This window comes from Glaciecola sp. HA4-3 (genome assembly GCF_055693685.1).
On the sequence record NZ_CM146340.1, the window covers coordinates 560,201 to 585,398 of the forward strand.

The window sequence follows — 25,198 nt, forward strand, 5'->3', positions numbered from 1 at the left end:
CCTAGCGTGTCGTTAAGTGCGAGTCAAAATGGCGTTAATGTCAATCAGCTTGATACTCAAAATGGCGAGGTACTTATTGTTGCGAATGTGACTGACGAAAATGAAAACGATACTCACAGCTTTGTTTGGACGGTATCTGGTGTTACCGAGTTTGAGGTTCAAGACAAGCAACTAAGTTTTGACCCTGCGCTCTTATCGCTGGAGCAACTTGAGTTTAGAGTAGATGTCAGTGACTCTGGCAATCCTGTTTTAAGTGACACTGATACGCTTAGTATCAAGCTTATTAGGCCAATACAAGAGGTACCAGTGATGCCAACAAGCTCGCAAAGCGATAGTGGCGGGTTGGTGACTATATATCATGTCTTATTTGTGTTTGCGCTTTGTATTGTAAGACATAGGCGATATCTAGTGATACAGCGTTTTATGCCCCGCGCATCGGAATAGATACATTGCATAGACTAATTTTACCTGTCGGCTCTACAAACCAAGGGTCTCGTCGAGTTTTGCGTAAATCAACATATTCTAAAAACTCAGGCGTGTCAGTGCGGAGCACTTCTATTTTGCGCGACGCGTCGAGAAATCGAACACTATCAATAGCCGTATGTTGTTCGTCAGACTCATAAAAACCTAAAGGCCCGTTGCCTCTAGGTAAACTGGATAAATGTTCGATTCCTACCCAGATTTTTCCGACTAAGGTCACATTTAAATCAAGATGACGAGGTGAATGGCCTGTAATTGCATACAAACCCGAACCATTGCCACTGTTTGCTTCGTTATCACGAGACACACCTACCATGGCATAACAATGGGCAAGATATGCGCCTTGCGTGTTAATAGCAGTTGGAAATCCGTTGCTGTAGCCGACCTCTTGAGCATAAGCATCATTGCTATTGATTGATACGAAATCAACTTGTTTTGCATCAACAAAAAACTCTAGTGGTAGTTTAGGATTAGCACTACCAATAGACTTAGGCTCTACCAATGGCTCGCCAGGTTGACGAATAAAATTAAGATCTGCAGTGTCACCCCATTGTGCGACATAGTTGTCATGCGAGCGAATGACCGCGGTGTCGTCAAAATATTGTTCGTTAATCAGCGTTTTAATATTCGCGACATGCTTAGGTGCAAATGAAGGAGCAAGCTCAATAATGACTTCACGTTCACCTAAATTCATTACAATAGTATTTTCAGGGTCGAGCTGTCGCCATGATTGTTCACCTAGACTGGCCAATAAGTCGCTTGAATTAGCAAAATTAGACGGTGCTTCAAGATCATTACTTGTACTTAAAGCGCTGTTATTCTTATCTACGTGATCGCAGGCAATCAAAAGCAATGTTGAATAAAAAAGAAAAAACATTTTCATTTAATAATCCTTGTCTAAATTAACGCATCGGGCAGCACATTAGTTTTCTTAACAACGCCATATGCAAAACTGGTATCAATTGAAGCGATATAACCAACACAGTGCAAGTGTTTTCTAACAAAGTCTTCGTAATGATGAAGATCCTTCACTACCACTTTTAATAAATAATCTGCTTTTCCTGTCATAACAAAACATTCCAGCACTTGTGGTAGAGCAATAATTTGTTGTTCAAATTTTTCAACTGCTTCAAGTGAATGTCGTTCTAATTGGATTGTAACAAATACTGTGACAGGCAAACCATAGGCTTCATTATCTACTTCTAGTGTGTAGGTTTTTATGATTCCTTGTTTCTCAAGGGCTTTAACTCTTCTAAGGCATGGTGATGGAGATAGATTCACGCGTTCCGCTAGTTCTTGATTACTTATCCGAGCATTTTTTTGTAATTCAGTAATTATTTTTCTATCAATTTTATCCATTTCATTAACTTTTAAGCGTAATTATGCGGATTAAATTAGCATAATCTATCAATAAATATAATATTATTGACATATTTGGCAATTTAATTGCGCTGGGATTCGCTTATTATAAGTATATGATTATGAGTACGTAAAGTGAGTTCAGATATGAAAACAAAAGCACAACAAGGGTTTGCCACGCAAGCTATTCACCATGGCTATGATTCACAAGCTCATCATGGTTCTTTGAATCCTCCTATTTACTTTACATCAACATTTACATTTAAAGATGCGCAACAAGGCGCTGATATGTTTGCTGGGGAAGAGCAGGGGCATTTTTATTCTCGCATATCTAATCCAACCCTTAGTTTATTAGAAGAGCGTTTAGCATGTTTAGAAAATACTGAAGCGGCACTGGCGGTCGGCTCTGGCATCGGCGCAATTACATCTACGCTTTGGACATTGCTTAAAGCTGGTGACAGCATTATTGTTGATAAAACCTTATATGGGTGCACCTATTCGTTTTTACATAAAGGTTTAGCAAAATTTGGCGTAGAGGTAAGGCACGTTGATTTAAGTGTAACTGAGGAGCTAAATGCCGCTATTACCGATAATACAGCGGTGATCTATTATGAAACACCCGCTAATCCCAATATGCGACTTATAGACATTGAAGCTATTTCGAGTATTGCAAAGTCGCATAATATTGTAACTGTGGTCGACAATACCTATGCAACACCTTTGATAACAAAGCCCATTGATTTGGGTGCAGATATTGTTGTGCATTCTGCGACGAAATACTTAGGTGGTCACGGTGATTTAATCGCGGGTATGATTGCTGGTAAGGCTGATATGATAACGCAGATTAGACTTGAGGGTCTTAAAGACTTTACAGGCGCTTGTATGTCACCATTTACGGCGATGTTAATCTTACGTGGTATCAAAACCTTGTCTTTGCGCATGCAGCAACACTCACAAAATGCCCAAAAAGTTGCCGAGTATTTGTATCAACATCCATTAGTCAAGCGTATTGATTATCCCGGACTGCCTAGTTTTGCACAGTACGATTTAGCGTGTAAGCAGATGTCTATGTTTGGCGGCATGATTGCCTTTGAACTGCAAGGTAATGAGCAAACGGGACGCCAATTAATGGATAATCTAAATATGATTCAAAGTGCCGTTTCACTAGGAGATGCTGAGAGCCTAATTCAGCATCCTGCGAGTATGACTCACAGTGCCTACACTCAACAAGAACGGCTAAAGCACGGTATTAGTGACGGCTTAGTGCGATTATCTGTAGGGCTTGAATCAATCGAAGATATCATTGCTGATTTATCACAAGCTTTGGATACAATTGCGTTAAAGACAGTCGCCTAAGATTTGTTTGCCATAAAAAAAGCCCTCGTTAATATCGAGGGCTTTTTGATTAAGGGCTAACATTAAATGTAGTCAAACTCTTGGTCATTGACTGTCATCAGATCTTCAGCGGCCTCAAGCACTAAGGCTTTGTGTATATCTTTGCGTGGCAACAAACGTTTGATGTAAAAATCACACGTTTTGGCTTTACCATTTTTAATTAGTTCATTACTTGAACGCTTGGCTGCATCTGCCATCTCGAGCCATAAAATACCCAAAATGACATATGAGCTATAGTGTAAATAGTCAGTTGCGGCACCTGCAACATTGACACTGTCGGCACCTAATAATTTGCATGAAGTTTGATGCCATTCATGCAATAGCGCTTGTGCGTCTGCCATTTTCTTTTTGTTGGTCATGGCATTTATGCGGCCAGATAACATTTCGACCGTTGCGTTTAGCATTAAACCACCGTCTCTGGTCAGTTTGCGACCAATCAAGTCAGCCGCTTGAATACCATTCGTTCCTTCATAAAGCTGAGCTATTCGGGTATCTCTGACTAATTGCTCCATTCCCCATTCTCGAACATATCCGTGACCACCATATACTTGGATACCGATGTTTGTGACTTCAGTTGCAATGTCAGTCATAAAACCTTTACAAATCGGGGTTAGAAAAGCGATGATTTGTTTTGCTTGTGCTTTACGATGATCGCTTGTGTACTTTTCGACGTCCATTTGCTGAGCATATAACATTGATAAAGCTCTAAGTCCTTCGGTAAAGGCCTTTTGCGTTAGCAGCATCTTACGAACATCGGGATGATGGATAATCGCGTCAGCTTTAAGCTCTGGCTGGACAGGACCTTGAGGAGCCCGAGATTGCAGGCGTTCGCGCGCGTATTGTAGTGATCCTTGATAAGATGCTTCACACGTGCCAAGCCCTTGAAGTCCTACTTGGAAACGAGCATCGTTCATCATAGTAAACATGCATGCTAAACCGTTATTTTCTTCACCCACTAACCATCCTTTGGCACCGTCATAGTTCATTACACATGTCGGGCTAGCTTTAATCCCCATTTTTTTCTCGATGCTGCCAACGGTGACAGCGTTGCGTTGCCCAGGCTCATTTTGATCATTAAGTAAGAATTTTGGTACCAAAAATAAGCTAATACCTTTTACGCCTTTAGGGGCGTCGGGTAAACGTGCCAATACTAAATGTACAATATTAGATGTCCAGTCTTGATCACCACCGGTAATAAAGATTTTATTTCCTGTTATTTCATAACTACCGTCATCTTGCGGTATCGCCTTAGTATTTAATAGCGCTAAATCCGTACCCGAATGCGGCTCAGTAAGATTCATAGTACCTGTCCATTCTCCGCTTATCAGTTTGGCAAGGTATTGGTCTTTTAAGGCTTGAGTGGCGTGTTTGTCGATAGCTAATACGGCACTTTCGGTTAGCATAGTGGTCAATCGCCAGCTTAAGTTGGCAGAGTTAAGCATTTCTTGTACAGGAACAGCGACAGAATACGGCAGGTCTTGGCCATCATAGTCAGGGTTACCTAACATTGCATTCCAACCGTTGGCAACATATTCTTGATACGCTTGCGCAAAGCCGTCTGGGGTTGTGACACTTCCATCTACCAAGCGACAACCTTGTTCATCACCTTCACGGTTCAACGGTGCGACCGCTTCTTCAGCAAACTTCGCGCCTTGACTTAAAATCTCAGTGAGTAATTCGTTATCGATACCTTCGGCACCAACAGCTAGATAGTGGTTGTCGATGTTTAGCCATTCATTCAATAAAAACTGAAAGTCTGCTATCGGGGCTTTATATTGCGGCATTAAATACTCCTAATACGATAATTGTTGCTATGCCTTTGATACTTCATTATTGAACACGCGCATAGGAACAAGTGTTTATTGGTCACAATTGATGTTTAATACGAATGGTATCAAAAAACGCTCAAATAAGTTACTGGTACGACCAATAAAATTATTCAGATGGCAACTTTTCTTTCGTCAGTGCGACATATGCATCTTTTATAAGAGCTGAATGTGCAGGCATTACCCAATCAGTTTCATGTAAGACAAAAGGGTCAACGTAGCTTATGGTTTGAGCTTCGGTCGTATTCCACTGTGGTGCTTGATAGTTTTCAGTGCCGTCGAACCCCGCAGATTGACTACATTCAAATATCCATGTGCCATCTTTTTGTATCCCTAAAGCACGACCCACTTTTACATTTAAGCCCGTTTGATGCCAGCTTGCTAAGTGGGCTTGGCATTGTGCAGGCATATTTTTATCAATTGATGAAATATTTGTGCTTCTAGGAAGGTCATATTTATCTTGTGAGGTTTCGACAATAAGTAATTTATTGTCAATAACGATGGCACAGCTTGCATATCCGCGCGCATCTGAAAGGTGTAAAGTGTTGACTCTGCACGCCGGAGGCGCCACCTCAACTTGCGAACATGCTTTGACTAGCAAAACGAGTAAGCTACATATTATTAATTTAAGTCCAGAACTCATTTTTTTCGTACTATAATGACGAGTAATGGTAGCACTCTAATAGATTCATTAGGACGCTGACAAGTAAAAGTTAACACAAAGCATTAAAGCAACTTTTTGCATGGTCAAAGGCCATCATTTTTTAACGGTAAATAGAGAGATTTATGTCTAAGTTTGTGAAGTTTTCGCCTTTATTAGTTGGCGTATTAGCGCTTATCGGTTTTTTAGTTTTTATCAATTTACCAAGTTCAGAGCAGGCCCAAAACCGCCGGGGCGGCGGTGAAACGCCAGTTGTTGTGACAGCGGCAAATCAAGAGGCATTCCCATTAGTAGTTGAGGCACTAGGGACTGCTGTGGCTAACGAGTCGGTAAATATCACTGCCCAAGAATCGCAAACAGTAACTAGAATTTTATTTGATGATGGGGAAGAAGTTGAGCAAGGCCAACTTTTGTTGGAATTAAACAGTCGTGCTCAAAACGCCCGCTTAAACGAAATTCAAATCAATTTGGCTGAAGCAAAACGACAACTAGAACGAATCGAAGGCTTAGCACAACAAAGTGTCGCATCAGAGCAGCTTTTAGATGAACAAAGAGCAAGAGTTGAGGCATTAACTGCCCAACAAGAAGTGGCAAAATCTGATTTAGCTGAGCTAATGGTCACTTCTCCCTTTGCTGGTTCGCTTGGTGTACGCAACGTCAGCGTAGGGTCTTTAGTGCGACCCGGTGATATTATCACTACGCTAGATGATGTGAGTATCATGAAAGTAGATTTTTCTATTTCTGAGGTGCACCTTAGCAGCATTGCACAAGGCCAGCGCGTCTTTGCAACCTCGGTAGCTTATCCTGGAGTTCAGTTTGAGGGAGCGATTACTAATATTGATTCGCGTATCGACCCTCAAACACGTTCTATTCAAGTCAGGGCACAGATTCCAAACAAAGAACGTAAAATGCGTCCGGGTATGTTGTTACAAATAAATCTTGAAAAACGAGTCTTAGATGCCTTAGTTATACCCGAGAGTGCCTTGGTCCCAGAAGGTGACTCACAATTTGTTTTTGTCGTTAATGGTGATAATAAGGCCGTTAAGACAGAAGTTGTGGTAGGTGAACGTAAACCAGGTTTAGTGCAGGTCATCGACGGTTTAGTTGCAGGACAAAAAGTGATCACCCAAGGAACGCTGCGCGTGCGAGATGGCTCTGCGGTTAGAATCTTGGAACAGCAAGGAGCTGCATAATGTTATTATCGGACTTGTCTGTTAAACGTCCAGTATTTGCAAGTGTTGTAAATCTATTATTGTTGGTCTTTGGCATTGTTGCGATATCGTTTCTATCACTTCGTGAATACCCCGATATTGATCCACCAATTGTGTCAGTAAATACCAGTTACCCCGGTGCATCTGCTGAAATTATAGAAACACGCATTACACAGGTTCTAGAAGAGCGAATTAGCGGAATTGAAGGTATTAAGAATATTTCCTCTTCAAGCCGAAATGGCCGTTCTAGCATTACGATTGAGTTTAATTTGAGTCGTGACATTGATGCGGCTTCAAATGATGTAAGAGAAAGAATATCACGCGCGCTTAATAACTTACCTGACCAAGCATTCCCGCCAGAGGTGGCCAAATCGAATTCTGATGAAGATGTTATTGTCTGGTATAACTTAAGAAGTACTAACTTAAATACGATGGAGTTAACTGACTTTGCCGATCGCTTCGTAGTTGACCGTTTGTCGATTGCAGATGGTGTGGCTCGTGTTAATTTAGGGGGGGACGAACATATGCAATGAAAGTTTGGTTAGATAGAAATGCAATGGCCGCCCGTGGTATTACCGTTGGCGATATAGAAAGGGTAATTCGTTCTGAAAATGTAGAGTTGCCTGCAGGGCGCGTAGAATCAAATGATCGAGATTTTGATGTGCGAGTGGCTCGCAGCTTTTTAACTCCCGATGACTTTGCTGATTTAACCGTTGCTGCCGGTGCAGATGGCTTTTTGGTCAAGTTGTCAGACGTGGCTCAAGTAGAGCTAGCGGCAGAAGACGATGAAACTGATTTTAGAGGCGATGGCGTCAATATGATTGGTTTGGGTATTGTTAAGCAATCTAAAGCAAATACGTTAGAAGTAGCACGTGCCGCGCATGATGCAGTTGAACGCATTCAAAAAACCTTACCAGATAACATTTTTATCGTTCCTAGTTATGATTCATCAGTATTTATCGAAGAATCGATAAACGAAGTCTATAACACCTTGGGCATTGCGATGATCATGGTAATTGTGGTGATTTATTTGTTTTTAGGGAATGTTAGAGCGACTTTAATACCCGCACTAACCGTGCCAATTTCATTAGTAGCATCTTTTATTGTGATGTTTATGATGGGATTTTCAATTAACTTATTGACCTTACTTGCGCTTGTGCTTGCCATTGGACTTGTGGTTGATGATGCCATCGTAGTCCTAGAAAATATCTACAGGCGCATTGAGTTGGGCGAACCGCCGATTCTTGCGGCTTATCGAGGCGCACGCGAAGTCGGCTTTGCTGTAATTGCAACTACCTTAGTATTGATATCGGTATTCGTACCACTGGTTTTCTTGGAAGGTAATATTGGACGCCTATTCACTGAGTTTGCGATTGCAATAGCAGCAGCGGTTGCGTTTTCAAGCTTTACTGCCTTAACTCTATCACCGATGTTAGCGTCTAAAATTTTGAAAAAACGAGAGCGATCATCTGGTTTCGGTGTGTTTATCGACAATGGCTTTAAACGCCTTGAACAAGCTTACTATCGTTCTTTAGGCACCACGATGAAACAGCCATTGCTCATGGCGATTATGGTGATTGCAAGCATCGCGGTTATTATTCAGATGCAAGGCAAAGTGCCTGAAGAGTTTGTGCCTCGAGAAGATAGAGGCAATTTCTTTATTTTAATGCAGGCACAAGAAGGCGCAAGCTACGAGAGTAATTCGCGTAACTTAAAACAAATTGAAGACATACTTATGCCTTATCGCGAGTCCGGTGAAGTGGTGAGAGTATTGGTAAGAACACCAGGCTTCGGTGGTACAGCAGGTATAGCCATTGTTGGAATGGCACCTTGGGAAGAGCGTGAGCGAAGTACCTTTGATGTTATGAATGAGATAAGTGGGAAGCTATCTCAGCTGCCGGATGTTCGCGCATTTGCGATTATGCGCTCTGCGATTGGCGGGCGCGGTTTAGGTCGTCCAGTGCAATTTGTACTGCAAGGGAATACTTACGAAGAGTTAGTAGAGTGGCGTAACATTGTGATGGAAAAAGCCGCTGAGAATCCTAACTTATTGCGAATTGATTCAGATTATAAAGAAACCTCACCCCAGTTATTAGTCAACATTGACCGAGACAGAGCAGCAGATCTTGGTGTGTCAATTTCAGAAATTGGAAGCACACTAGAAACCATGCTTGGTCAACGCAGGGTTTCGACCTACTTAGATAGAGGCCAAGAATATGATGTTGTCTTAGAAGGTAATGAAGCTGATTATAGAAGCCCAAATAGTATTGACAACATCTACGTAAGAAGCGACAGAACAGGAGAACTGATACCGCTTGATAACTTATTAAGTGTTAAAGAGCAAGCGACTTCGAATACCTTAAATCGTTATAACAGAATGCGTGCGGTGACCATAAGTGCAAATTTAGCGGATGGCTATACCATAAGTGAAGCATTAGTATTTTTAGAAGACATAGTTGCTAATGAACTACCTAGTGAAGTATCGATTGATTACAAAGGTGAATCGCAGTTATACCAAGAATCGGGTAACTCATTTTTCTTTATTTTCTTACTAGCCTTAGCCGTGACATATTTGGTCTTAGCTGCTCAGTTTGAAAGTTGGGTGCATCCTTTTGTGATTATGTTAACGGTGCCGCTGGCACTTGTTGGTGCCTATGTCGGATTATACTTGGCAGGATTTTCGATTAACATTTATAGTCAAATTGGTTTGGTAATGTTGATTGGGCTTGCTGCTAAAAATGGTATTTTGATCGTCGAATTTGCAAATCAGTTGCGAGATTCAGGCACCGAATTTGAAGAAGCCGTAAAAAGGGCAGCAATGCTTCGATTACGCCCAATTGTGATGACTGGATTTACTACGCTATTTAGCGCTTTGCCACTAGTGTTAGCATCGGGCCCAGGCGCAGAGTCGCGGGCAGTGATTGGGATGGTGATTTTTGCGGGTGTGTTGTTTAGTGTTTTCATGACCTTGTTTATTGTACCTACTGCGTATTCATATTTAGCACGCAACACTGGCTCACCTTTAAAACGTACAAAGAAACTAGAAAAACTGACACAAGAACTGCCCTACGAAAAAGGCGCTCAAAATTAGGGTTTAAGCATGAGCTCTGTCAGTAAAATAGTGGTATTTTTCATCGCCGTGTTTGCTTTGCTAACATGGCTTGGTTCTTTGTTGTTTAGTCCTGATATCGACGGTGTTGAACGCACAAGTCACAACGAAATAAGTTATTTTGGGGGTATTGATCCTGCTCGAGTTAACACATTTATTGAGCTCTATCGCCCGGGCGATCGCCTGAGGATTAAATCCACAGGCGGTGACTTACAGGCAGGCATGGCAATGGGGGATTTTATAAATCGAAATCGTATTGATGTTGAAATTGTTGACTACTGTATCTCTTCTTGTGCAAATTATATTTTCTTGGCCGGTAGGCAAAAAATTCTATCCAAAAACAGTTTGGTTATTTTTCATGGTGGCCCTAAACAGGCTAACTTTATTGAGCAAATGCGCAAAGCAATTAGCCCGGATGCCAAAACAGGCAGTACTTTTGGCGTCGAGGGTTATGAAGCAGTAATTAGCTTGGTTGAGATAAGTCGCCAACGCATTAGTGTGTTCGACAATCGCAATAATTCATCCTTTGGTCAGTGTGCATATGATGAAATTATGGGTAAAGATGGTAACTGCCAAGTCGTCACAGCTGAGCAAAGAGTGGCTTATTTAGTAGAAGCAGAAAATACTTTATATGACAGTATTAATCCAAATATGAATAAGGATATTCCATACTTAGGGCAGTTAGGCGCATATGAGCAAACCTATCAATCGTATGAATATTTTGGATTTTACTATTCAGTTGACAGCTTAAATCGTTTAGGTGTCGATTCGCTTGTGTTAAAAGATGGTATTTGGGAGCCAAGTAGTAATCGTTTGCATCGCCGCATATATGAAGTTGATTTAGATGCTCATAAAAAAAGCCGGAATATGTATTAAACATAGCCCGGCTTTTTGTTTTTTGATACTTGATTACTCGTCTAAGAAACTCTTTAGTTGCTCAGAACGACTTGGGTGACGAAGCTTGCGAAGTGCCTTAGCTTCAATTTGACGGATACGTTCACGTGTTACATCAAATTGTTTACCCACTTCTTCAAGTGTATGGTCGGTGTTCATATCAATACCAAAACGCATTCTCAAAACTTTAGCCTCACGTGCCGTCAAACCTGCAAGCACTTCTTGTGTTGCGTCTTTTAAGCTTCCGCCTGTAGCAGAGTCTAAAGGTTGAGTGATTTTGGTGTCTTCTATAAAGTCACCTAAATGCGAATCTTCATCATCACCAATTGGCGTTTCCATCGAGATTGGCTCTTTGGCAATCTTAAGTACTTTTCTGATTTTGTCTTCTGGCATTAACATGCGTTCTGACAATTCTTCAGGTGATGGTTCACGTCCCATTTCTTGAAGCATTTGGCGTGAAATTCGATTCAGTTTATTGATTGTTTCAATCATGTGCACTGGAATACGTATCGTACGCGCTTGGTCGGCAATTGAGCGTGTTATCGCTTGTCTTATCCACCATGTTGCATAAGTTGAAAACTTGTAACCACGGCGATACTCAAACTTATCAACTGCTTTCATCAAACCAATATTACCTTCTTGGATCAAATCAAGGAATTGAAGTCCGCGATTGGTATATTTTTTGGCAATTGAGATAACCAAACGTAAGTTTGCTTCTACCATTTCTTTTTTGGCGCGTCTTGCTTTTGCTTCGCCAATTGACATACGACGGTTGATGTCTTTAATGTCCGGAATAATCAAGCCTGTCTCTTGTTCAACAGCATTCATTTTGCTGATACAACGCTCAATTTCTTCTTTGAACTCGTACAAGTTACCCACATAAGCTGCTTTGCCGTCTAGCGCTTTGTATAACCAGTCGGTACTGGTCTCGTTACCTGCAAACGCTTTGATGAAGTCTTTCTTAGGCATCTTTGCTTTTGCCACACAAAACTTCATGACAAGGCGCTCTTGTATACGGACTCTATCCATCATGTCACGCATGTTTCGAACCATGCGGTCAAACTGTTTCGGCACTAATCTGAATTCTTTAAAGACTTCACTTAGTTGAGCAATTTCTTTTTTCGCAGATTTATGAGCACGACCTTTACTTTCAATGACATCGCGGGCTTTGTTATATTGAACACGAAGGGCTGCAAATTTCTCTCGAGCCAATTCTGGGTCAACAGAATTATCATCTTCTTCATCGTCTTCATCATCATCATCGTCGTCATCGTCTAAATCATCATCTGACAATTCAGAACCAACGTGGGTTGCAGTAGGCGCAACGTCTTCTTCGTTGGGGTCAACAAAGCCGATAATAATATCACTTAAGCGAATTTCTTCTGCCTCAAACAAGTCCCATTGGTCGAGCAAGTAGGTGATAGCTTCTGGGTATTCTGCAACTGAGCATTGAACTTGATTTATACCATCTTCAATCCTCTTCGCTATTTCGATTTCGCCTTCTCGGGTAAGAAGCTCAACAGTACCCATCTCACGCATGTACATACGGACAGGATCAGTTGTTCGGCCTATTTCACTTTCTACAGTAGCAAGTGCCTGAGCGGCTGCTTCTGCTGCATCTTCATCAGTCGTTGTTTCTTGCATTAGAAGTTCGTCTGAATCAGGTGCTGATTCGAAAACTTGAATGCCCATATCATTAATCATGCGGATGATATCTTCGATCTGGTCTGAATCTACAATGTCCGCAGGAAGATGGTCGTTGACCTCGGCAAAAGTTAAATAACCTTGTTCTTTGCCTTTGGCAATCAGGAGTTTTATCTGGGATTGCTTACTTTGCACAGTATACCTTACACGTCTGGCGAGCTTTAAGTATGTATAAAGCTCTTGTTTAGTTAAGTTTGTTGCATATTTTTTGCTATATTTAAATAACAAAAATCAAGCACTTACAAACTCGTCTTACCTCTTCTCGATAGAACTCCCTAGTATAGCACAAAAAAAGGGCAAGTTACTAGGTTCCGCGGTAGTCTTAGTACGTAATTTCCAAGGGGAATGTTCATAAATGAACGTGATCGTTTATATTGTAGAAGTTACTGCTAATTTAAACATTGATTGATTGCAATATTGCATTGATTTCTTGTGCTTCAGCGTCACTAATATTGCCTAACTCTTGTTGCGCTAACAACTGATCTAAGCGTGCTTGTAATTGTTGCTTAACGAGTATTTGAAAGCACGCAACAAACTCTGCATCAAGGTCAATTTGGGTATCTTCAGCGTTAGCTAACAAAGAGGTCAAATGTTTGTTGTGTTGATGTTCTCTAAACGCTTCTAATATTTGTCCGGTATTGGCACGAGGGTGTAGCAGACAATAATCATATATTTCTATCAAAAATGGCAAGCCCTTTAAGGTGCGCTGATCCAACGCACTAGGATTTGCTTGCGGGTTATTAGCTGCAATAGACGGGGCTTCTAACAGTAATTTGACCATTCGTCTAAGTGGCGTCAACTTAACATCTTTCATGTGAGCATAATCGGTTTTTCTAATGGCTTTAGTCCGATTTGATTCACTAATGTCTTGCTGGTAATTATGCCCATCACCTTCACCACACAGTTTTGCTAATTGCGCTTTTAGCATGTTACGCTGATTTTCCCCAAGAACCTTGTCAATTAAAGGGTTAGCATGTGCTTTTAAGGCTGCTTTCCCCTCGATTGAAGCGACAGTATGTTCGTTCAATAATTTATCGAAAAAGAAAGTCGATAATGGTTTGGCAGTGTCATAAAGTTTTTCAAATTCAGCTTTACCGATTTTTTGCACCATGGAATCTGGGTCTTCAGCATCGGGCAGGAATAAGAAACTAAGCGATTTACCGTCTTGTAAAAACGGTAATGCGTTTTCTAGTGCACGCCAAGCCGCTTCTTTGCCGGCGCGATCACCGTCATAGCAACAAATGATAGACGATGTAGACTTTAACATTGTTTGTATATGCTCAGGTGTGGTTGCAGTTCCTAGCGCCGCCACCGCATAAGTAATATCATGTTGATAAAGTGCAACGACATCCATGTAGCCTTCGACCACAAGTAACTTGTCTAGCTTACGGTTTGTTTGTCTTGCCTGATATAGGCCATAAAGCTCATAACTTTTGTGAAAAATAGAGGTTTCTGGGGAGTTAAGATATTTTGGGCCTTGGTCATCAATAATTCTACCACCAAAGGCAACTACTCGGCCGCGTTTATCGCGGATAGGAAACATGACACGATCTCGAAAAAAGTCATATTGCTTTTTATTGTCGTTTTCATTTACAAGCTTAAGGTTTAAGAGCCGTTTAATACTGTCGTTATCAAGGCCAAATCGGCTTAAGACGCCATCCCACTCTTGAGGGGCATAGCCAATACCCCAATGTTTAACGGTTTCACCACTTAAACCTCGCCCTTTCAAATAATCAATTATTTTAGCAGAGTTATCATGATGTTTAAGTTGATGTTCAAAAAATTTGGCTACGCTTTCCATTAAAGCATAGTCTTGCTCTCGCTCATTTTTTTGCGCTTGTGTTGGCCCAGGAGCGGCCCCTTTTTCGCGAGGAACCTCTAGATTATATTGTGCAGCAAGTTCTTCAATGGCTTCAACAAATTCAAACCTATCGTATTCCATTAAAAAACTAATAACATTGCCCTTTGCACCACAACCAAAACAGTAATAGAACTGTTTTTCTTGACTGACTGAAAACGAAGGGGTTTTTTCATTATGAAAAGGGCAGCATGCCTTAGTAGTTTCGACCGGCTTTTTTTAATTTGACACGACTATCAATGACATCAACGATATCACTTCTAGCAATCAAATCATCTATAAAATCCCGCGGAATCCTACCGGCCATAAAATATTAACTTAGTTGCGCTTTAATAATTGCGCTGACTTCACCCATATCGGCGCGGCCTTGTAGCTTATCTCGAATTGCACCCATTACCTTACCCATGTCTTTCATGCTCTGGGCACCAGTATTGGTAATAGCAGCTTCAACAATGTCACTCACTTCTTGGCTTGTTAGTGCTTGTGGTAAAAACCGTTTTAACACCTCTATTTCAGATTCTTCGATTGCCGCTAAGTCTTCTCGGCCACCTTTTGTGAATTGTGCAATTGATTCTTGCCTTTGTTTGACCATTTTAGTCAAAATCTGCAATACATCTGTTTCGCTTAGCTCAATTCTTTCATCAACTTCACGCTGCTTTACCGCTGCCAAAGCCATTCTTATCGTGCCCAAAGATAGCTTGTCTTTGCTGCGCATCGCGTCTCTTTGAGCATCTTTTAATTGCGTTAATAATGCATTGTCATTTGCCATGTTGTTGTCCTTTCGTTTTTTAATAATGGTACCAGAAGACGGATGTCAAAGATTACTACTTTTAACTTGTTATGTTCTTTAGCGTTAGTAGATATTACGCACAACACAAAAAAGCGGACGCTTTGACACGTCCGCTTTTTTTAAGAAAAATCTTAGCTGTCGTCTAGTAAAACTTGATACGACGTGCGTTTTCGCGAGCTAACTTTTTCATGTGACGTTTTTTAGCGGCCGCTTTTTTACGCTTACGTTCCCACGTAGGCTTTTCAAAATATTCGCGACGGCGTACTTCTGAAAGAACACCTGCTTTTTCACATGAACGCTTGAATCTTCTTAATGCGATATCAAACGGTTCGTTATCTCTTACTTTCACAATTGGCATGTTAAATCTTCACCTTTGGCATTAAATCATCCGGGTATTGCGTGTAATTACTTGATAATCTAATTACCCGGGCTAAAAATTGGTGCGAAATAGTACCCACTTATCGAGTTTTTGTAAAGGCTAAAACACAAAAAATAATCAATAAAATGGTTTTTGTTTTATTAGTGCTTATTTATCAACAAGAACCGAAGTTTAAGAGCAGAATTTTCGTACGCAAAATAAATACACAAGGGCTGATTCTGTTTTATACTAACACGCAACATAACTCCCCCTTAAGCATTGGTGACACCCCCATGAAAGTGTTAGGTATAGAAACCTCATGTGATGAAACAGGCATCGCGATTTATTGCAGTGAAAATGGATTGTTAGCGCACAAGTTATATAGCCAAGTTAAAATGCATGCTGACTATGGCGGTGTTGTACCTGAGTTAGCGTCGCGAGACCACGTTAGAAAGATTGTGCCATTAGTTGAGGCAACAATGGCACAGTCTGGTTTAAACAAACATGACATTGATGGTGTCGCATATACAAGAGGACCTGGTTTGGTTGGTGCTTTGCTTGTCGGATCAGGGATGGCGCGCTCCTTAGCCTATGCTTGGCAAGTGCCTTCGCTAGGTGTTCATCATATGGAGGGGCATTTGTTGGCCCCAATGTTGGATAAAAATGCGCCTAAGTTTCCATTTGTTGCCTTACTTGTGTCTGGTGGTCACAGTATGTTGGTTGACGTAAGAGGTATTGGCCAATATCGAGTTTTAGGTGAGTCTGTTGACGACGCCGCAGGGGAAGCCTTTGATAAAACGGCCAAGTTACTTGGCTTAGACTATCCAGGTGGTCCTTTATTAGCAAAATTAGCTGAATCAGGTGAGCCTTGGTCATTATAAATTTCCCAGACCAATGACCGACCGTCCTGGCTTAGATATGAGCTTTAGCGGATTAAAAACCTTTGTAGCTAATACGATTAAGAAAGAACCAGACGATCCAACAACCCGTGCAAATATTGCTTATGCGTTTCAAGAAGCAGTTGTAGATACATTATTGATTAAATGCACAAGAGCCCTAAAGCAAACTGGTTTGAATCGAATTGTCATGGCAGGCGGTGTTGCGGCCAATAAAATGCTTCGTGCTGAATTTGCCAAGGCAAGTGATAAAGTAGGCTTTGAGGTGTTTTATCCTAGCTTTGAATACTGCACTGACAATGGTGCTATGATTGCTTATGCGGGCTGCCAAAGAATGCTCAATGGGGAAACAAGTCCTTTAGATGCCAAGGCGATGCCGCGTTGGTCTCTTGAATCACTTAGTGCAATCTAGGGTTTTGAGATTTTATTTTCTTGCTTGCTTAAGATTCGCTTAATGTTGTCTTTGTGACGAGCAATAATCAGTAAACTAAGTAGCAAGACAGCGACAGTGTAATCGGGTGCCAAAAAATACACATAAATGGGAGCAAGGGTTAAAGTGATGATTGCCGCAATCGATGAAACTCTAGAAATGGCAAATACCACTATCCACGTCGTTAGCAAACTTGCTAATATCGACCAGCTAATCGGGATTAGTGCACCTAAAGCCGTTGCAACTGCTTTGCCTCCTTTGAACTGATGATAAAGGGGAAACATATGGCCTATACAAGCACATAAACCAATAATGCTTAAGCTCAAAGGGGGTAAGCCAAGTAAAAATCCCACGTATACCGGTATGCTGCCTTTTAGAATATCAAAAACTAACACTAAGGCTGCTGCCGTTTTTCCAACAACCCGCAAAACATTAGTGGTGCCCGGGTTATGCGAGCCCATTTCCCGGATGTCTTTTTTTGAAAGTAGACGCGTGATCACAATAGCGCTAGAAATCGACCCCAGTAAATATGCGCCTAAAGCACATGCGATTAATAATATCAAAGCGCTCGAATTCCATGCTCAACGGTAAAGTTGGTTTTAGTTTACCTTATGTTTGCATCAAACACACGATACGGTGCAGTGCTTGTTAGTATTAATTTTATAATTTACATACTTCATTAAACCCCTTAAAGGGGGTACTATTACGCGAAATTTTAGTACGTGACATGTTAGTGGGCCTTGTTTTATGCATCGCCATGCTTTGCAAAAGGGTAAAAGTGAATGGATAGGGTATTTATAGAAGGTTTAACACTTTATACATTAATCGGTGTGTATGATTTTGAAAGGCATGCAAAACAAAAAGTCGTGATTGATGTGGATATTGAAACGGATTTGAGCATTGCTGCCAAATCAGATGAGGTGTCTGATACCATCGATTATGGTGCGATTGCTCAGAAACTCGAGCAGATTGCTGATAATTCAGAGTTTGCTTTGTTAGAGAGCCTTGGACAAACCATGATAGACTATATTGTTGATGAATTTTCTCCTAAATCCGTTTCATTAAGGGTTCACAAGCCTGATATTTTAGCTAACGCACAAAGTGTAGGAATTACGCTTAACAGACGCAAGGACGATGTAAATAATGCATAAAATCTATATCAGTGTTGGGTCTAACATTGATAAAACTCGAAATACACTAAGTGGTATCGAGGCGCTGGATGATATTTTTGACACAACAGAAGTGTCGACCATTTTTGAGAGTGAATCAGTTGGGTTTGATGGTCATAATTTTTACAATCTGGTTGTTTGTGCTTTAACAACGATGACTGTTGAGCAAGTATGCCGCTCGCTAAAAGACATTGAGAACGAACATGGGCGAGTGAGAGATAAAAAATTTGGCAATCGAACCTTAGATTTAGACTTACTGACTTATGATGCAATTGTTTGTGAACAGCCAGTGGTGTTACCAAGGCCTGAAATCGAATACAATGCATTTGTTTTAAAGCCGCTAGCTGAAATCGCGCCGCAAGAAACACATCCTGTCGTTAAACAAACATATTCACAATTATGGACGCGTTTTTTACAAGAAAATCCAAATAAGCATCAGCGCCTTTGGCCATCAACACTTATATGGAAAGGAACCCAAACGTGACGATTTATGAAATTATCATTTTAGCCATAATTCAGGGTTTAACTGAGTTTTTACCCATATCTAGCTCTGCTCATCTGATTTTACCTGCTGAAATTTTGGGTTGGAAAAACCAAGGTTTAGCCTTCGATGTCGCAGTGCATGTGGGTAGTTTGCTTGCAGTGATAATATATTTTCGTACTGATATTTTTCGATTAGCGGTCGCATGGTTTGGGCATGGATTTACGCGTAAACAATCGACCGATTCGCGTTTAGCTTGGTGGGTGGTAATTGGCACAATCCCAGCGGGTTTGTTTGGCTTTTTGATGAAGGATATCATCGAGATTTATGCGCGCTCGGCTTTGGTAATTGCTATTACCACCATTGTGTTTGGTTTATTGCTTTGGTACGCCGATGCGTATGCAAAGCAAAGCAAATCAACAGACAAGTTAACGCTCAAAGACACTATCATCATCGGTTTTGCTCAAGCGCTGGCCATTATTCCTGGCACGTCTCGTTCGGGTATCACGATGACTGCAGGCTTAATGCTGGGCCTTACGCGCGAAAGCGCCGCTCGATTTTCATTTTTACTCTCGATTCCGATAATACTGGCAGCAGGTCTGTTTTCAACTCTTGATCTGCTTGAAGCAAAGCAAGCTGTTGATTGGTATGCATTGTTATACGGTGCAGGCTTTTCATTTATTGCCGCTTACGTATGTATTTTCCTATTCTTAAGTTGGATATCACGCATTGGAATGTTGCCATTTGTGATTTACCGGTTGATTTTAGGCTTTATTTTACTGTATTTTGTATTTTCGTAAGGCCTAATCTATACATCCAGGATGCAGGCGGCGGCAATTTGCTTTTGATGCATCATTTCATATACAGGTGACAATTGTGACAACAATCTTCACAAAAATTATTGAAAAAGAGATTCCTGCCGATATCTTATTTGAAGATGAGAGAGTATTGGCGTTCAAAGACATCAATCCTCAAGCTCCTGTGCATTTTTTGGTTATTCCAAAAAAACACATTGCGACGACCAATGATATTGCTCACGAAGATGAAGCCCTTGTTGGTTATATGCACATTGTTGCAGCAAAGGTTGCACAAGAGCTTGGTGTAGCAAATGAAGGTTTTAGAACGGTAATGAATTGTAATGAACATGGTGGTCAGACTGTCTATCATATTCACTTACACGTCCTTGCGGGAAAACCCTTAGGGTGGCCTCCTTATACTGATAAACTAAAAGTCGAATAAGCTGCAAAATAAAATCGCAGCAACAATAGTATCAGCTACTTATTGGCATGGTCGTCGATACTAGACTCAACCGTCTTAATCTTCACATCATTGATGTTTACAATACATATTGGCACACATATATAAGGCACATTACATGTCAACTCAAAACGCATTATTGACCATATTGGTCGAAAAAATTAATAACGATACGCTCGTATTACCTACATTGCCAGCAATTGCACTTAAAGTTCGCAAAGCAGCAGATGATCCTAATATCAATCTAAATGCAATGGCTGATGTTGTTGGGCAAGACCCTTCTTTGAGCGCACGAATGATGAAAATTGCAAATAGCGCATATTTAGGTCGGACAGTTAAAGTTTCGTCTACCACGCAAGCGGTGACACGTATTGGACTTGCGCAGGTTAAAAACATTTCGACCGCATTAGCCATGGAGCAATTATTTGTTTCAAAAAATGAGCTAGTTAAAGGCTATATGGCGAAAAAATGGTCGCAAACAATTAATATCGTGGCAAACGCAATGGCCGTTATGTTGATGTATAAAAAAGCCAATAAAGACAATTCACTCACTATCGATACGATTACTCTTGCTGCTCTTGTTGCTGATATAGGCGCCTTACCTGTACTAACAGAAGCAGAAAGACATGATAGTGTGTTTGCCAATCCTACATTCTTAGATGTTGCCATTGATAAGTTAGCAGGGCGAATTGGTGGAAGCATTATGCGCCATTGGCAGTTTAACGAGATATTCATTGAAGTTGCTGAGCATTGGAGAGATATGGAATATAGCACTTCATCGGTTGGATATTTAGATTTTGTTCGAGTTGGCGCCGCGATATCTGGGCAAGTCGATGATGCTGAAGATATTTTGGAAAAAGCCCAAGCAAGAGGCGTATTTAATGACTTAGATGATCTTAAGACGCCTGAATTTGTCGAACTTCGTGACAATGCAAAAGCCATCTTTTCTTAAATAACGATGTATCACTAGAGAAAAAAGCGCACAAATTGTGCGCTTTTTTGTTTGTCTAGCAAACCGGCGTGTTTACTCGTTGTCAGTAAATATGACTTTAAGTGCGGTGATAAATGCTTTAGCTTCCCCAGCGAATAGCGCAAAGTCAGCATCAAGTTTTGCTGCCAAATTTGACTTGTCGATATCCTGGTTTTGTTCCAACACAATATCAGTGAATTTAAGGCGCTTAATACTTAAATCTTGTTCGATGATACAGGTCAATCGCCCTGCATAATTTACCGATATTTTTTGTACCAATTTTCCTGCTTGCACGTGCGCCAATACTTCGTCAGCATCAAGGTCTTGATTTTTGCACCTTATTATTCCACCGTCATCTGCGCTTGATTTAAATTCTGCCTCGTTAAGTATTTCAAAATCTTGTGGTGCATCTTGCATCAGCCATTGCGTTAAAACATCTTGCTTGGATTGCTTAGCAAAAGGAACAACTGGTAGTGAGTTAATGCATTTTCGAAGACACGCTAGTAATACTTCTGCAGCCCCATCTGAACTGGCATCGACGATGATCACTTGCTGTTCAATTGAAATAAACGCATGGGTCACTGCAAATTTGCTAAACGCTTGAGGTAATAAGCGCATAGTAATTTCTTCTTTTAAGTCTTTTTGCGCTTTTTTAGACACTGGACTACCGGTTTCATTTTCGATTTCACCTACTTTTACGCTCAGCTCATTATTAATGACGCTCGCAGGGAGAATTTTTTGCTCACTTTTTAAGCTAAATAAATAATCAGAACCGACTTGATGATATAGGCTCTGTGATTTTGGTAGAGGCGACACAAACCCCATGCTATGAATTTCTTGGGAGGTGCAAGATCTAAAAGGCATTGATTCTAAGTGAGTTTGTAATTGTTCATCATCCAATTTAAATGGATTAGTAAAACGATAAATCTTTAAATTTTTGAACATTATGGCATTAGTCATTAGCAAATAAGGAGCAAGAGAGTAGCAATACCTTTAATTGAGGTCAAAGACTAAAACAGGCCTTGTTAAGAAGATAATTAAGGATGAATATTAATATCAGCTATGTGTCATTTTTGTTTCATGTGTGTGGTTTATTTCGCAAAAGCTTGACATCTTTTACAGATTGTTTCATAAAACTGTCACACATCACTCTAATAATACGGTCAAAATTTATGACGCGAGTGAAGAAAAAAATGTCACGCACTATTCTTTTAGTCGAAGATGAAGCGCCAATCAGGGATATGCTTAGCTTTGTTTTAGAGCAAGCTGGATTTACTGTGGATGAAGCTGAAGATTACGATGTTGGCCTTTCAAAGATTCAAGAACCCTATCCGGACTTAATTTTACTAGACTGGATGCTACCTGAGTGGTTCAGGCGTACAAATGGCAAAAAAACTGAAGCAGCATGAGTTTGCTAAAGATATTCCTGTCATCATGTTAACGGCACGAAGTGAAGAGGATGATAAAATCAGAGGTCTTGAAGCCGGTGCTGATGATTATATTACTAAACCGTTTTCGCCAAAAGAGCTAGTTGCTCGCATCAAAGCCGTTATGCGTCGGGTTACACCTACTTCAAAAGAAGAGCCTATTGAATTTAATGGCTTGGTATTAGAGCCAATCTCTCATCGTGTCACAAGCCAAGGGCAAGCAGTTGACATGGGGCCAACCGAATTCAAACTGCTACATTTTTTCATGAGCCATCCTGAGCGTGTTTATAGTCGAGAACAACTGCTTGATAACGTATGGGGCACCAATGTTTATGTGGAAGATAGAACTGTTGATGTACACATAAGGCGCTTACGCAAAGCAATATCAATGAACGGACACGATAAACTTATTCAAACCGTCAGAGGTTCGGGTTATCGTTTCTCGATCAAAAGCTAAGTTTTGAACGACACTACTGCGCTGAAAGGATAAGGCTATGTATTATCCGCAATCTTGGTCAAGAACCGTTCTGCGTTTGCTGTTTTATATCGCCGCAACACTGATGATTGGATATGTGGTAGGGGATATCACCGCAGCAATAATTGTCGCCTTGTTCTTGTTACTAGGGTCAAATTACTTTCATTTATATCGCTTAACCAAATGGCTGTGGCGCAGCCGAGCCTTGTCTCCACCAGATGCCCCTGGTATTTGGCATTATATTTATGAAGGGATTTATTATCTTCAACGTCGCAATCGTAATAAACGCAAAGCGCTAGGGGAATTGGTAAAGCGCTTTAGGGAAGGCTCTGAGGCCTTGCCTGATGCGGTAGTGGTGATAGACAAACAGGCTAGGATTGTTTGGTGTAACAAAAATGCTAGGATAGAACTTGGTCTGCGTTGGCCTGATGACAACGGACGTCGCATTGACAATTTGATACGCCACCCAAGCTTTATTGAATTTTTACACGCGGGCGATTATCAGTATCCTATCGAGATTTCAGCGCCAACAAACCCAAATAAGATGTTTGAATATCGCATTATGGGCTATGGCGATGACCAACTTTTATTGATTATTCGCGATGTATCTAGGGTCTCTCATCTTGAAGAGATGCGAAAAGACTTCGTTGCCAACGTGTCTCATGAACTTAAAACGCCTTTGACAGTGATTAACGGGTATTTAGAAGTCCTAGATTCAAGCGCTCAGGACGATACTGCACCGATTGTCAAAAAAGCGATATCAGAGATGGAATCGCAAACTAAACGAATGCAGACCCTGATAGAAGATTTATTGATATTATCTAGAATAGAGTCTTCATCAGACAGAATCTTTGAAAAAGTAGTTGATATGCCCTCAATGTTTAGGCAAATAGAACTTGAAGCAATGGCCCTAAACAAAGACAAACAACATAACATTACTTTTAATATTCAAAAGGATTTAAGTGTGTATGGCGTTGAAACCGAGATGCGAAGTGCCTGTTCAAACCTGATTTTCAATGCCATACATTATACGCCCAATGGTGGTGAGATTCATGTTAATTGGTCACGACAAATCAACGGGGGATTATTTGAAGTCAACGATAATGGAGAAGGCATAGAGGATAAACATTTACGACGCTTAACCGAACGATTTTACCGTATTGATAAGGCGCGTTCGCGCAAGACCGGAGGCTCAGGATTGGGCTTATCTATTGTCAAACATGTACTAAATCATCATAACTCTAATCTGGAAGTAGAAAGTAAAGTGGGCAAAGGTAGTCGTTTCTTTTTCACAATTCCTGAAGACTTGATAGCAGAAGATTGGGATGAATAAGCTAGCATTAGGCGTTTTGCTGATAATGGCATTGATCATGCTTAAGCATTCTCATTCGCAAGTACAGATGGCACAAAGTTTTGAGCAGCGCAAGGATGCACAGGCGCAGCTTGTTCTAGATTATGCATCAACACCGGGTGTTTATGGCACTGTAACATCGGTAGGCTCAGATACCTTGGCCGGTTTGATGGCAATATGGTCTCAGCGCTTTAAAGAATTCTATCCTCATGTGAAGTTTCAAATTCAAGCAAGTGGTTCTGCTACAGCGTCTCAGGCATTAACACAAGGCAGTGCTACAATAGGGCCTATGTCCCGCGCATTGACTGTACAAGAAGTTGCTAACTTTAAACAAATTCACGGGTATCCACCTACGGTATTAATCGTGGCTTTAGATGCAATCGCTATCTACGCAGAAAAAAATAATCCAGTCGATACACTCAACTTGACTCAAATCGACGCGATGTTCTCAGCTACGCGCTTATGTGGTGCACCAAACTCGATTGATACATGGGATGAGCTTGGGATTGACAAGTTTGGTTTGTCTAAAAATATTCAACTATTTGGACGTAATTCTGCTTCTGGTACCTATGATTTATTTAAACAAAATGCACTTTGTTCAGGTGACTTTAAGCTTAGCGTAAATGAAATGCCCAGCTCGTCATCAGTAGTGCAATCGATTGCCTCAAGTGTAGGCGGCCTAGGTTATGCTGCTTTAGGTTATCAAAATACGAATGTTAAAACCCTTGCACTGTCATCAGATGGTCTACAGTTTTATGCTCCCACCCCAGAAAATCTTCGAAACGGAAATTACCCATTTACTCGGTTTTTGTACATCATTGTCAATAAACCACCCAATGAGCCATTAGGTAAACTTGAGCAAACATTTTTGACTTTTATTTTATCTGATGAAGGACAAAAGATTGTTGAAGATAACGGGTATTTTAGTGTGTCAGACCGAGTACGCGAACGACAACTCCTTCAGCTTAGCGGCAACGCTAGTGTCAGCTTTTGATAGTAATTTTTTTCAAGAGACCTTTTGAAAGTCCAAATTATATGAAAGTTTTGTGACATCTTTTGTATGTAACAAATCTGTCACTTAGCTCGTTTACTCTCCT

Annotated in this window: 20 protein-coding genes and 4 pseudogenes; 14 read left to right on the forward strand and 10 right to left on the reverse strand. The window is 40.8% G+C overall.

Features of this window, described 5'->3' with window-relative positions:
- Positions 1–6 precede the first annotated feature (6 nt).
- Positions 7–444 (forward strand): hypothetical protein, encoded by a 438-nt coding sequence (locus tag ACZ1G6_RS02710; protein ID WP_472617953.1) that lies wholly within the window; start codon positions 7–9, stop codon positions 442–444.
- Here ACZ1G6_RS02710 and ACZ1G6_RS02715 read toward each other — a convergent pair.
- Together ACZ1G6_RS02715 and ACZ1G6_RS02720 are read right to left on the reverse strand one after the other, a co-directional pair.
- Entirely contained in the window at positions 422–1,363 is a 942-nt protein-coding gene (locus tag ACZ1G6_RS02715; protein WP_472617954.1) for a peptidylprolyl isomerase, read from the reverse strand. The genes ACZ1G6_RS02710 and ACZ1G6_RS02715 overlap by 23 nt on opposite strands.
- Before the next feature lie 14 nt (positions 1,364–1,377).
- Entirely contained in the window at positions 1,378–1,839 is a 462-nt protein-coding gene (locus ACZ1G6_RS02720) for an Lrp/AsnC family transcriptional regulator (RefSeq protein WP_472617955.1), read from the reverse strand.
- A gap of 147 nt (positions 1,840–1,986) precedes the next feature.
- Here ACZ1G6_RS02720 and ACZ1G6_RS02725 point away from each other — a divergent pair, with 147 nt between their 5' ends.
- Positions 1,987–3,195 (forward strand): methionine gamma-lyase, encoded by a 1,209-nt coding sequence (locus tag ACZ1G6_RS02725; protein WP_472617956.1) that lies wholly within the window; start codon positions 1,987–1,989, stop codon positions 3,193–3,195.
- 62 nt (positions 3,196–3,257) lie between these two features.
- On the opposite strand, the gene ACZ1G6_RS02730 is transcribed toward ACZ1G6_RS02725, so the two are convergent.
- Together ACZ1G6_RS02730 and ACZ1G6_RS02735 are read right to left on the reverse strand one after the other, a co-directional pair.
- Positions 3,258–5,018 (reverse strand): acyl-CoA dehydrogenase family protein, encoded by a 1,761-nt coding sequence (locus tag ACZ1G6_RS02730; protein ID WP_472617957.1) that lies wholly within the window; start codon positions 5,016–5,018, stop codon positions 3,258–3,260.
- Positions 5,019–5,169: 151 nt separating this feature from the next.
- Complete coding sequence (locus ACZ1G6_RS02735) at positions 5,170–5,703, reverse strand: hypothetical protein (RefSeq protein WP_472617958.1); 534 nt, start codon at positions 5,701–5,703, stop codon at positions 5,170–5,172.
- 143 nt (positions 5,704–5,846) lie between these two features.
- Between ACZ1G6_RS02735 and ACZ1G6_RS02740 the strand changes: the two genes are divergently transcribed.
- The 3 genes and pseudogenes from ACZ1G6_RS02740 (at position 5,847) to ACZ1G6_RS02750 (ending at position 10,917) form a co-directional block, all read left to right on the forward strand.
- Positions 5,847–6,914 carry an efflux RND transporter periplasmic adaptor subunit gene (locus tag ACZ1G6_RS02740; RefSeq protein ID WP_472617959.1) on the forward strand — a complete coding sequence of 356 codons (1,068 nt, stop codon included), beginning with the start codon at positions 5,847–5,849 and terminating at the stop codon, positions 6,912–6,914.
- Positions 6,914–10,023, forward strand: a pseudogene (locus tag ACZ1G6_RS02745) (efflux RND transporter permease subunit). Before ACZ1G6_RS02740 ends, ACZ1G6_RS02745 begins: the two are co-directional and overlap by 1 nt.
- Before the next feature lie 9 nt (positions 10,024–10,032).
- The gene (locus ACZ1G6_RS02750) at positions 10,033–10,917 is read left to right on the forward strand and encodes a hypothetical protein (RefSeq protein WP_472617960.1); all 885 of its coding nucleotides are present in this window, start codon (positions 10,033–10,035) and stop codon (positions 10,915–10,917) included.
- Positions 10,918–10,950: 33 nt separating this feature from the next.
- Here ACZ1G6_RS02750 and rpoD read toward each other — a convergent pair whose 3' ends face one another.
- The 4 genes and pseudogenes from rpoD to rpsU all read right to left on the reverse strand — a co-directional run bounded on the left by rpoD (position 10,951) and on the right by rpsU (position 15,645).
- On the reverse strand, positions 10,951–12,774 hold the full coding sequence (rpoD, locus tag ACZ1G6_RS02755) for an RNA polymerase sigma factor RpoD (protein WP_472617961.1): 1,824 nt from the start codon (positions 12,772–12,774) through the stop codon (positions 10,951–10,953).
- Between the two features lie 259 nt (positions 12,775–13,033).
- Positions 13,034–14,804: pseudogene (gene dnaG / locus ACZ1G6_RS02760) on the reverse strand (DNA primase).
- Positions 14,805–14,810: 6 nt separating this feature from the next.
- On the reverse strand, positions 14,811–15,266 hold the full coding sequence (locus ACZ1G6_RS02765) for a GatB/YqeY domain-containing protein (protein ID WP_472617962.1): 456 nt from the start codon (positions 15,264–15,266) through the stop codon (positions 14,811–14,813).
- Between the two features lie 163 nt (positions 15,267–15,429).
- Entirely contained in the window at positions 15,430–15,645 is a 216-nt protein-coding gene (rpsU, locus tag ACZ1G6_RS02770) for a 30S ribosomal protein S21 (RefSeq protein WP_472617963.1), read from the reverse strand.
- A gap of 293 nt (positions 15,646–15,938) precedes the next feature.
- On the opposite strand from rpsU, the pseudogene tsaD reads away from it, so the two are divergent.
- Positions 15,939–16,953, forward strand: a pseudogene (tsaD, locus tag ACZ1G6_RS02775) (tRNA (adenosine(37)-N6)-threonylcarbamoyltransferase complex transferase subunit TsaD).
- Here tsaD and plsY read toward each other — a convergent pair.
- The gene (gene plsY / locus ACZ1G6_RS02780) at positions 16,950–17,534 is read right to left on the reverse strand and encodes a glycerol-3-phosphate 1-O-acyltransferase PlsY (RefSeq protein ID WP_472617964.1); all 585 of its coding nucleotides are present in this window, start codon (positions 17,532–17,534) and stop codon (positions 16,950–16,952) included. The pseudogene tsaD and the gene plsY sit on opposite strands and share 4 nt — an antisense overlap.
- Before the next feature lie 219 nt (positions 17,535–17,753).
- Here plsY and folB point away from each other — a divergent pair, with 219 nt between their 5' ends.
- The 5 genes from folB to ACZ1G6_RS02805 all read left to right on the forward strand — a co-directional run bounded on the left by folB (position 17,754) and on the right by ACZ1G6_RS02805 (position 20,830).
- The gene (gene folB, locus ACZ1G6_RS02785; protein WP_472617965.1) at positions 17,754–18,122 is read left to right on the forward strand and encodes a dihydroneopterin aldolase; all 369 of its coding nucleotides are present in this window, start codon (positions 17,754–17,756) and stop codon (positions 18,120–18,122) included.
- A complete protein-coding gene (folK, locus tag ACZ1G6_RS02790; protein ID WP_472617966.1) occupies positions 18,115–18,624 on the forward strand; it encodes a 2-amino-4-hydroxy-6-hydroxymethyldihydropteridine diphosphokinase in 510 nt (169 codons plus the stop codon). The genes folB and folK overlap by 8 nt, the downstream gene beginning before the upstream one ends.
- On the forward strand, positions 18,621–19,421 hold the full coding sequence (locus ACZ1G6_RS02795) for an undecaprenyl-diphosphate phosphatase (protein ID WP_472617967.1): 801 nt from the start codon (positions 18,621–18,623) through the stop codon (positions 19,419–19,421). Before folK ends, ACZ1G6_RS02795 begins: the two co-directional genes overlap by 4 nt.
- Before the next feature lie 73 nt (positions 19,422–19,494).
- A complete protein-coding gene (locus ACZ1G6_RS02800; RefSeq protein ID WP_472618913.1) occupies positions 19,495–19,860 on the forward strand; it encodes a histidine triad nucleotide-binding protein in 366 nt (121 codons plus the stop codon).
- A 136-nt stretch (positions 19,861–19,996) separates the two neighbouring features.
- Positions 19,997–20,830 (forward strand): HDOD domain-containing protein, encoded by an 834-nt coding sequence (locus ACZ1G6_RS02805; protein WP_472617968.1) that lies wholly within the window; start codon positions 19,997–19,999, stop codon positions 20,828–20,830.
- 72 nt (positions 20,831–20,902) lie between these two features.
- Here ACZ1G6_RS02805 and rdgC read toward each other — a convergent pair whose 3' ends face one another.
- Entirely contained in the window at positions 20,903–21,793 is an 891-nt protein-coding gene (gene rdgC / locus ACZ1G6_RS02810) for a recombination-associated protein RdgC (RefSeq protein WP_472617969.1), read from the reverse strand.
- Between the two features lie 248 nt (positions 21,794–22,041).
- Between rdgC and phoB the strand changes: the two are divergent.
- The 3 genes and pseudogenes from phoB (at position 22,042) to ACZ1G6_RS02825 (ending at position 25,095) form a co-directional block, all read left to right on the forward strand.
- Positions 22,042–22,732: pseudogene (gene phoB, locus ACZ1G6_RS02815) on the forward strand (phosphate regulon transcriptional regulator PhoB).
- A gap of 37 nt (positions 22,733–22,769) precedes the next feature.
- On the forward strand, positions 22,770–24,083 hold the full coding sequence (phoR, locus tag ACZ1G6_RS02820; protein ID WP_472617970.1) for a phosphate regulon sensor histidine kinase PhoR: 1,314 nt from the start codon (positions 22,770–22,772) through the stop codon (positions 24,081–24,083).
- Positions 24,076–25,095, forward strand: coding sequence for a PstS family phosphate ABC transporter substrate-binding protein (locus tag ACZ1G6_RS02825; protein ID WP_472617971.1), 1,020 nt, complete (start codon positions 24,076–24,078; stop codon positions 25,093–25,095). The genes phoR and ACZ1G6_RS02825 overlap by 8 nt, the downstream gene beginning before the upstream one ends.
- The last annotated feature ends 103 nt before the right edge of the window (positions 25,096–25,198 follow it).

Coding starts and splice junctions, on each gene's coding strand:
- ACZ1G6_RS02715 (WP_472617954.1), bottom strand. CDS start 1,363: ATGAAAATGTTTTTTCTTTTTTATTCAACATTGCTTTTGATTGCCTGC.
- ACZ1G6_RS02720 (WP_472617955.1), bottom strand. CDS start 1,839: ATGGATAAAATTGATAGAAAAATAATTACTGAATTACAAAAAAATGCT.
- ACZ1G6_RS02725 (WP_472617956.1), top strand. CDS start 1,987: ATGAAAACAAAAGCACAACAAGGGTTTGCCACGCAAGCTATTCACCAT.
- ACZ1G6_RS02730 (WP_472617957.1), bottom strand. CDS start 5,018: ATGCCGCAATATAAAGCCCCGATAGCAGACTTTCAGTTTTTATTGAAT.
- ACZ1G6_RS02735 (WP_472617958.1), bottom strand. CDS start 5,703: ATGAGTTCTGGACTTAAATTAATAATATGTAGCTTACTCGTTTTGCTA.
- ACZ1G6_RS02740 (WP_472617959.1), top strand. CDS start 5,847: ATGTCTAAGTTTGTGAAGTTTTCGCCTTTATTAGTTGGCGTATTAGCG.
- ACZ1G6_RS02750 (WP_472617960.1), top strand. CDS start 10,033: ATGAGCTCTGTCAGTAAAATAGTGGTATTTTTCATCGCCGTGTTTGCT.
- ACZ1G6_RS02765 (WP_472617962.1), bottom strand. CDS start 15,266: ATGGCAAATGACAATGCATTATTAACGCAATTAAAAGATGCTCAAAGA.
- rpsU (WP_472617963.1), bottom strand. CDS start 15,645: ATGCCAATTGTGAAAGTAAGAGATAACGAACCGTTTGATATCGCATTA.
- folB (WP_472617965.1), top strand. CDS start 17,754: ATGGATAGGGTATTTATAGAAGGTTTAACACTTTATACATTAATCGGT.
- folK (WP_472617966.1), top strand. CDS start 18,115: ATGCATAAAATCTATATCAGTGTTGGGTCTAACATTGATAAAACTCGA.
- ACZ1G6_RS02805 (WP_472617968.1), top strand. CDS start 19,997: ATGTCAACTCAAAACGCATTATTGACCATATTGGTCGAAAAAATTAAT.
- rdgC (WP_472617969.1), bottom strand. CDS start 21,793: ATGTTCAAAAATTTAAAGATTTATCGTTTTACTAATCCATTTAAATTG.
- phoR (WP_472617970.1), top strand. CDS start 22,770: ATGTATTATCCGCAATCTTGGTCAAGAACCGTTCTGCGTTTGCTGTTT.
- ACZ1G6_RS02825 (WP_472617971.1), top strand. CDS start 24,076: ATGAATAAGCTAGCATTAGGCGTTTTGCTGATAATGGCATTGATCATG.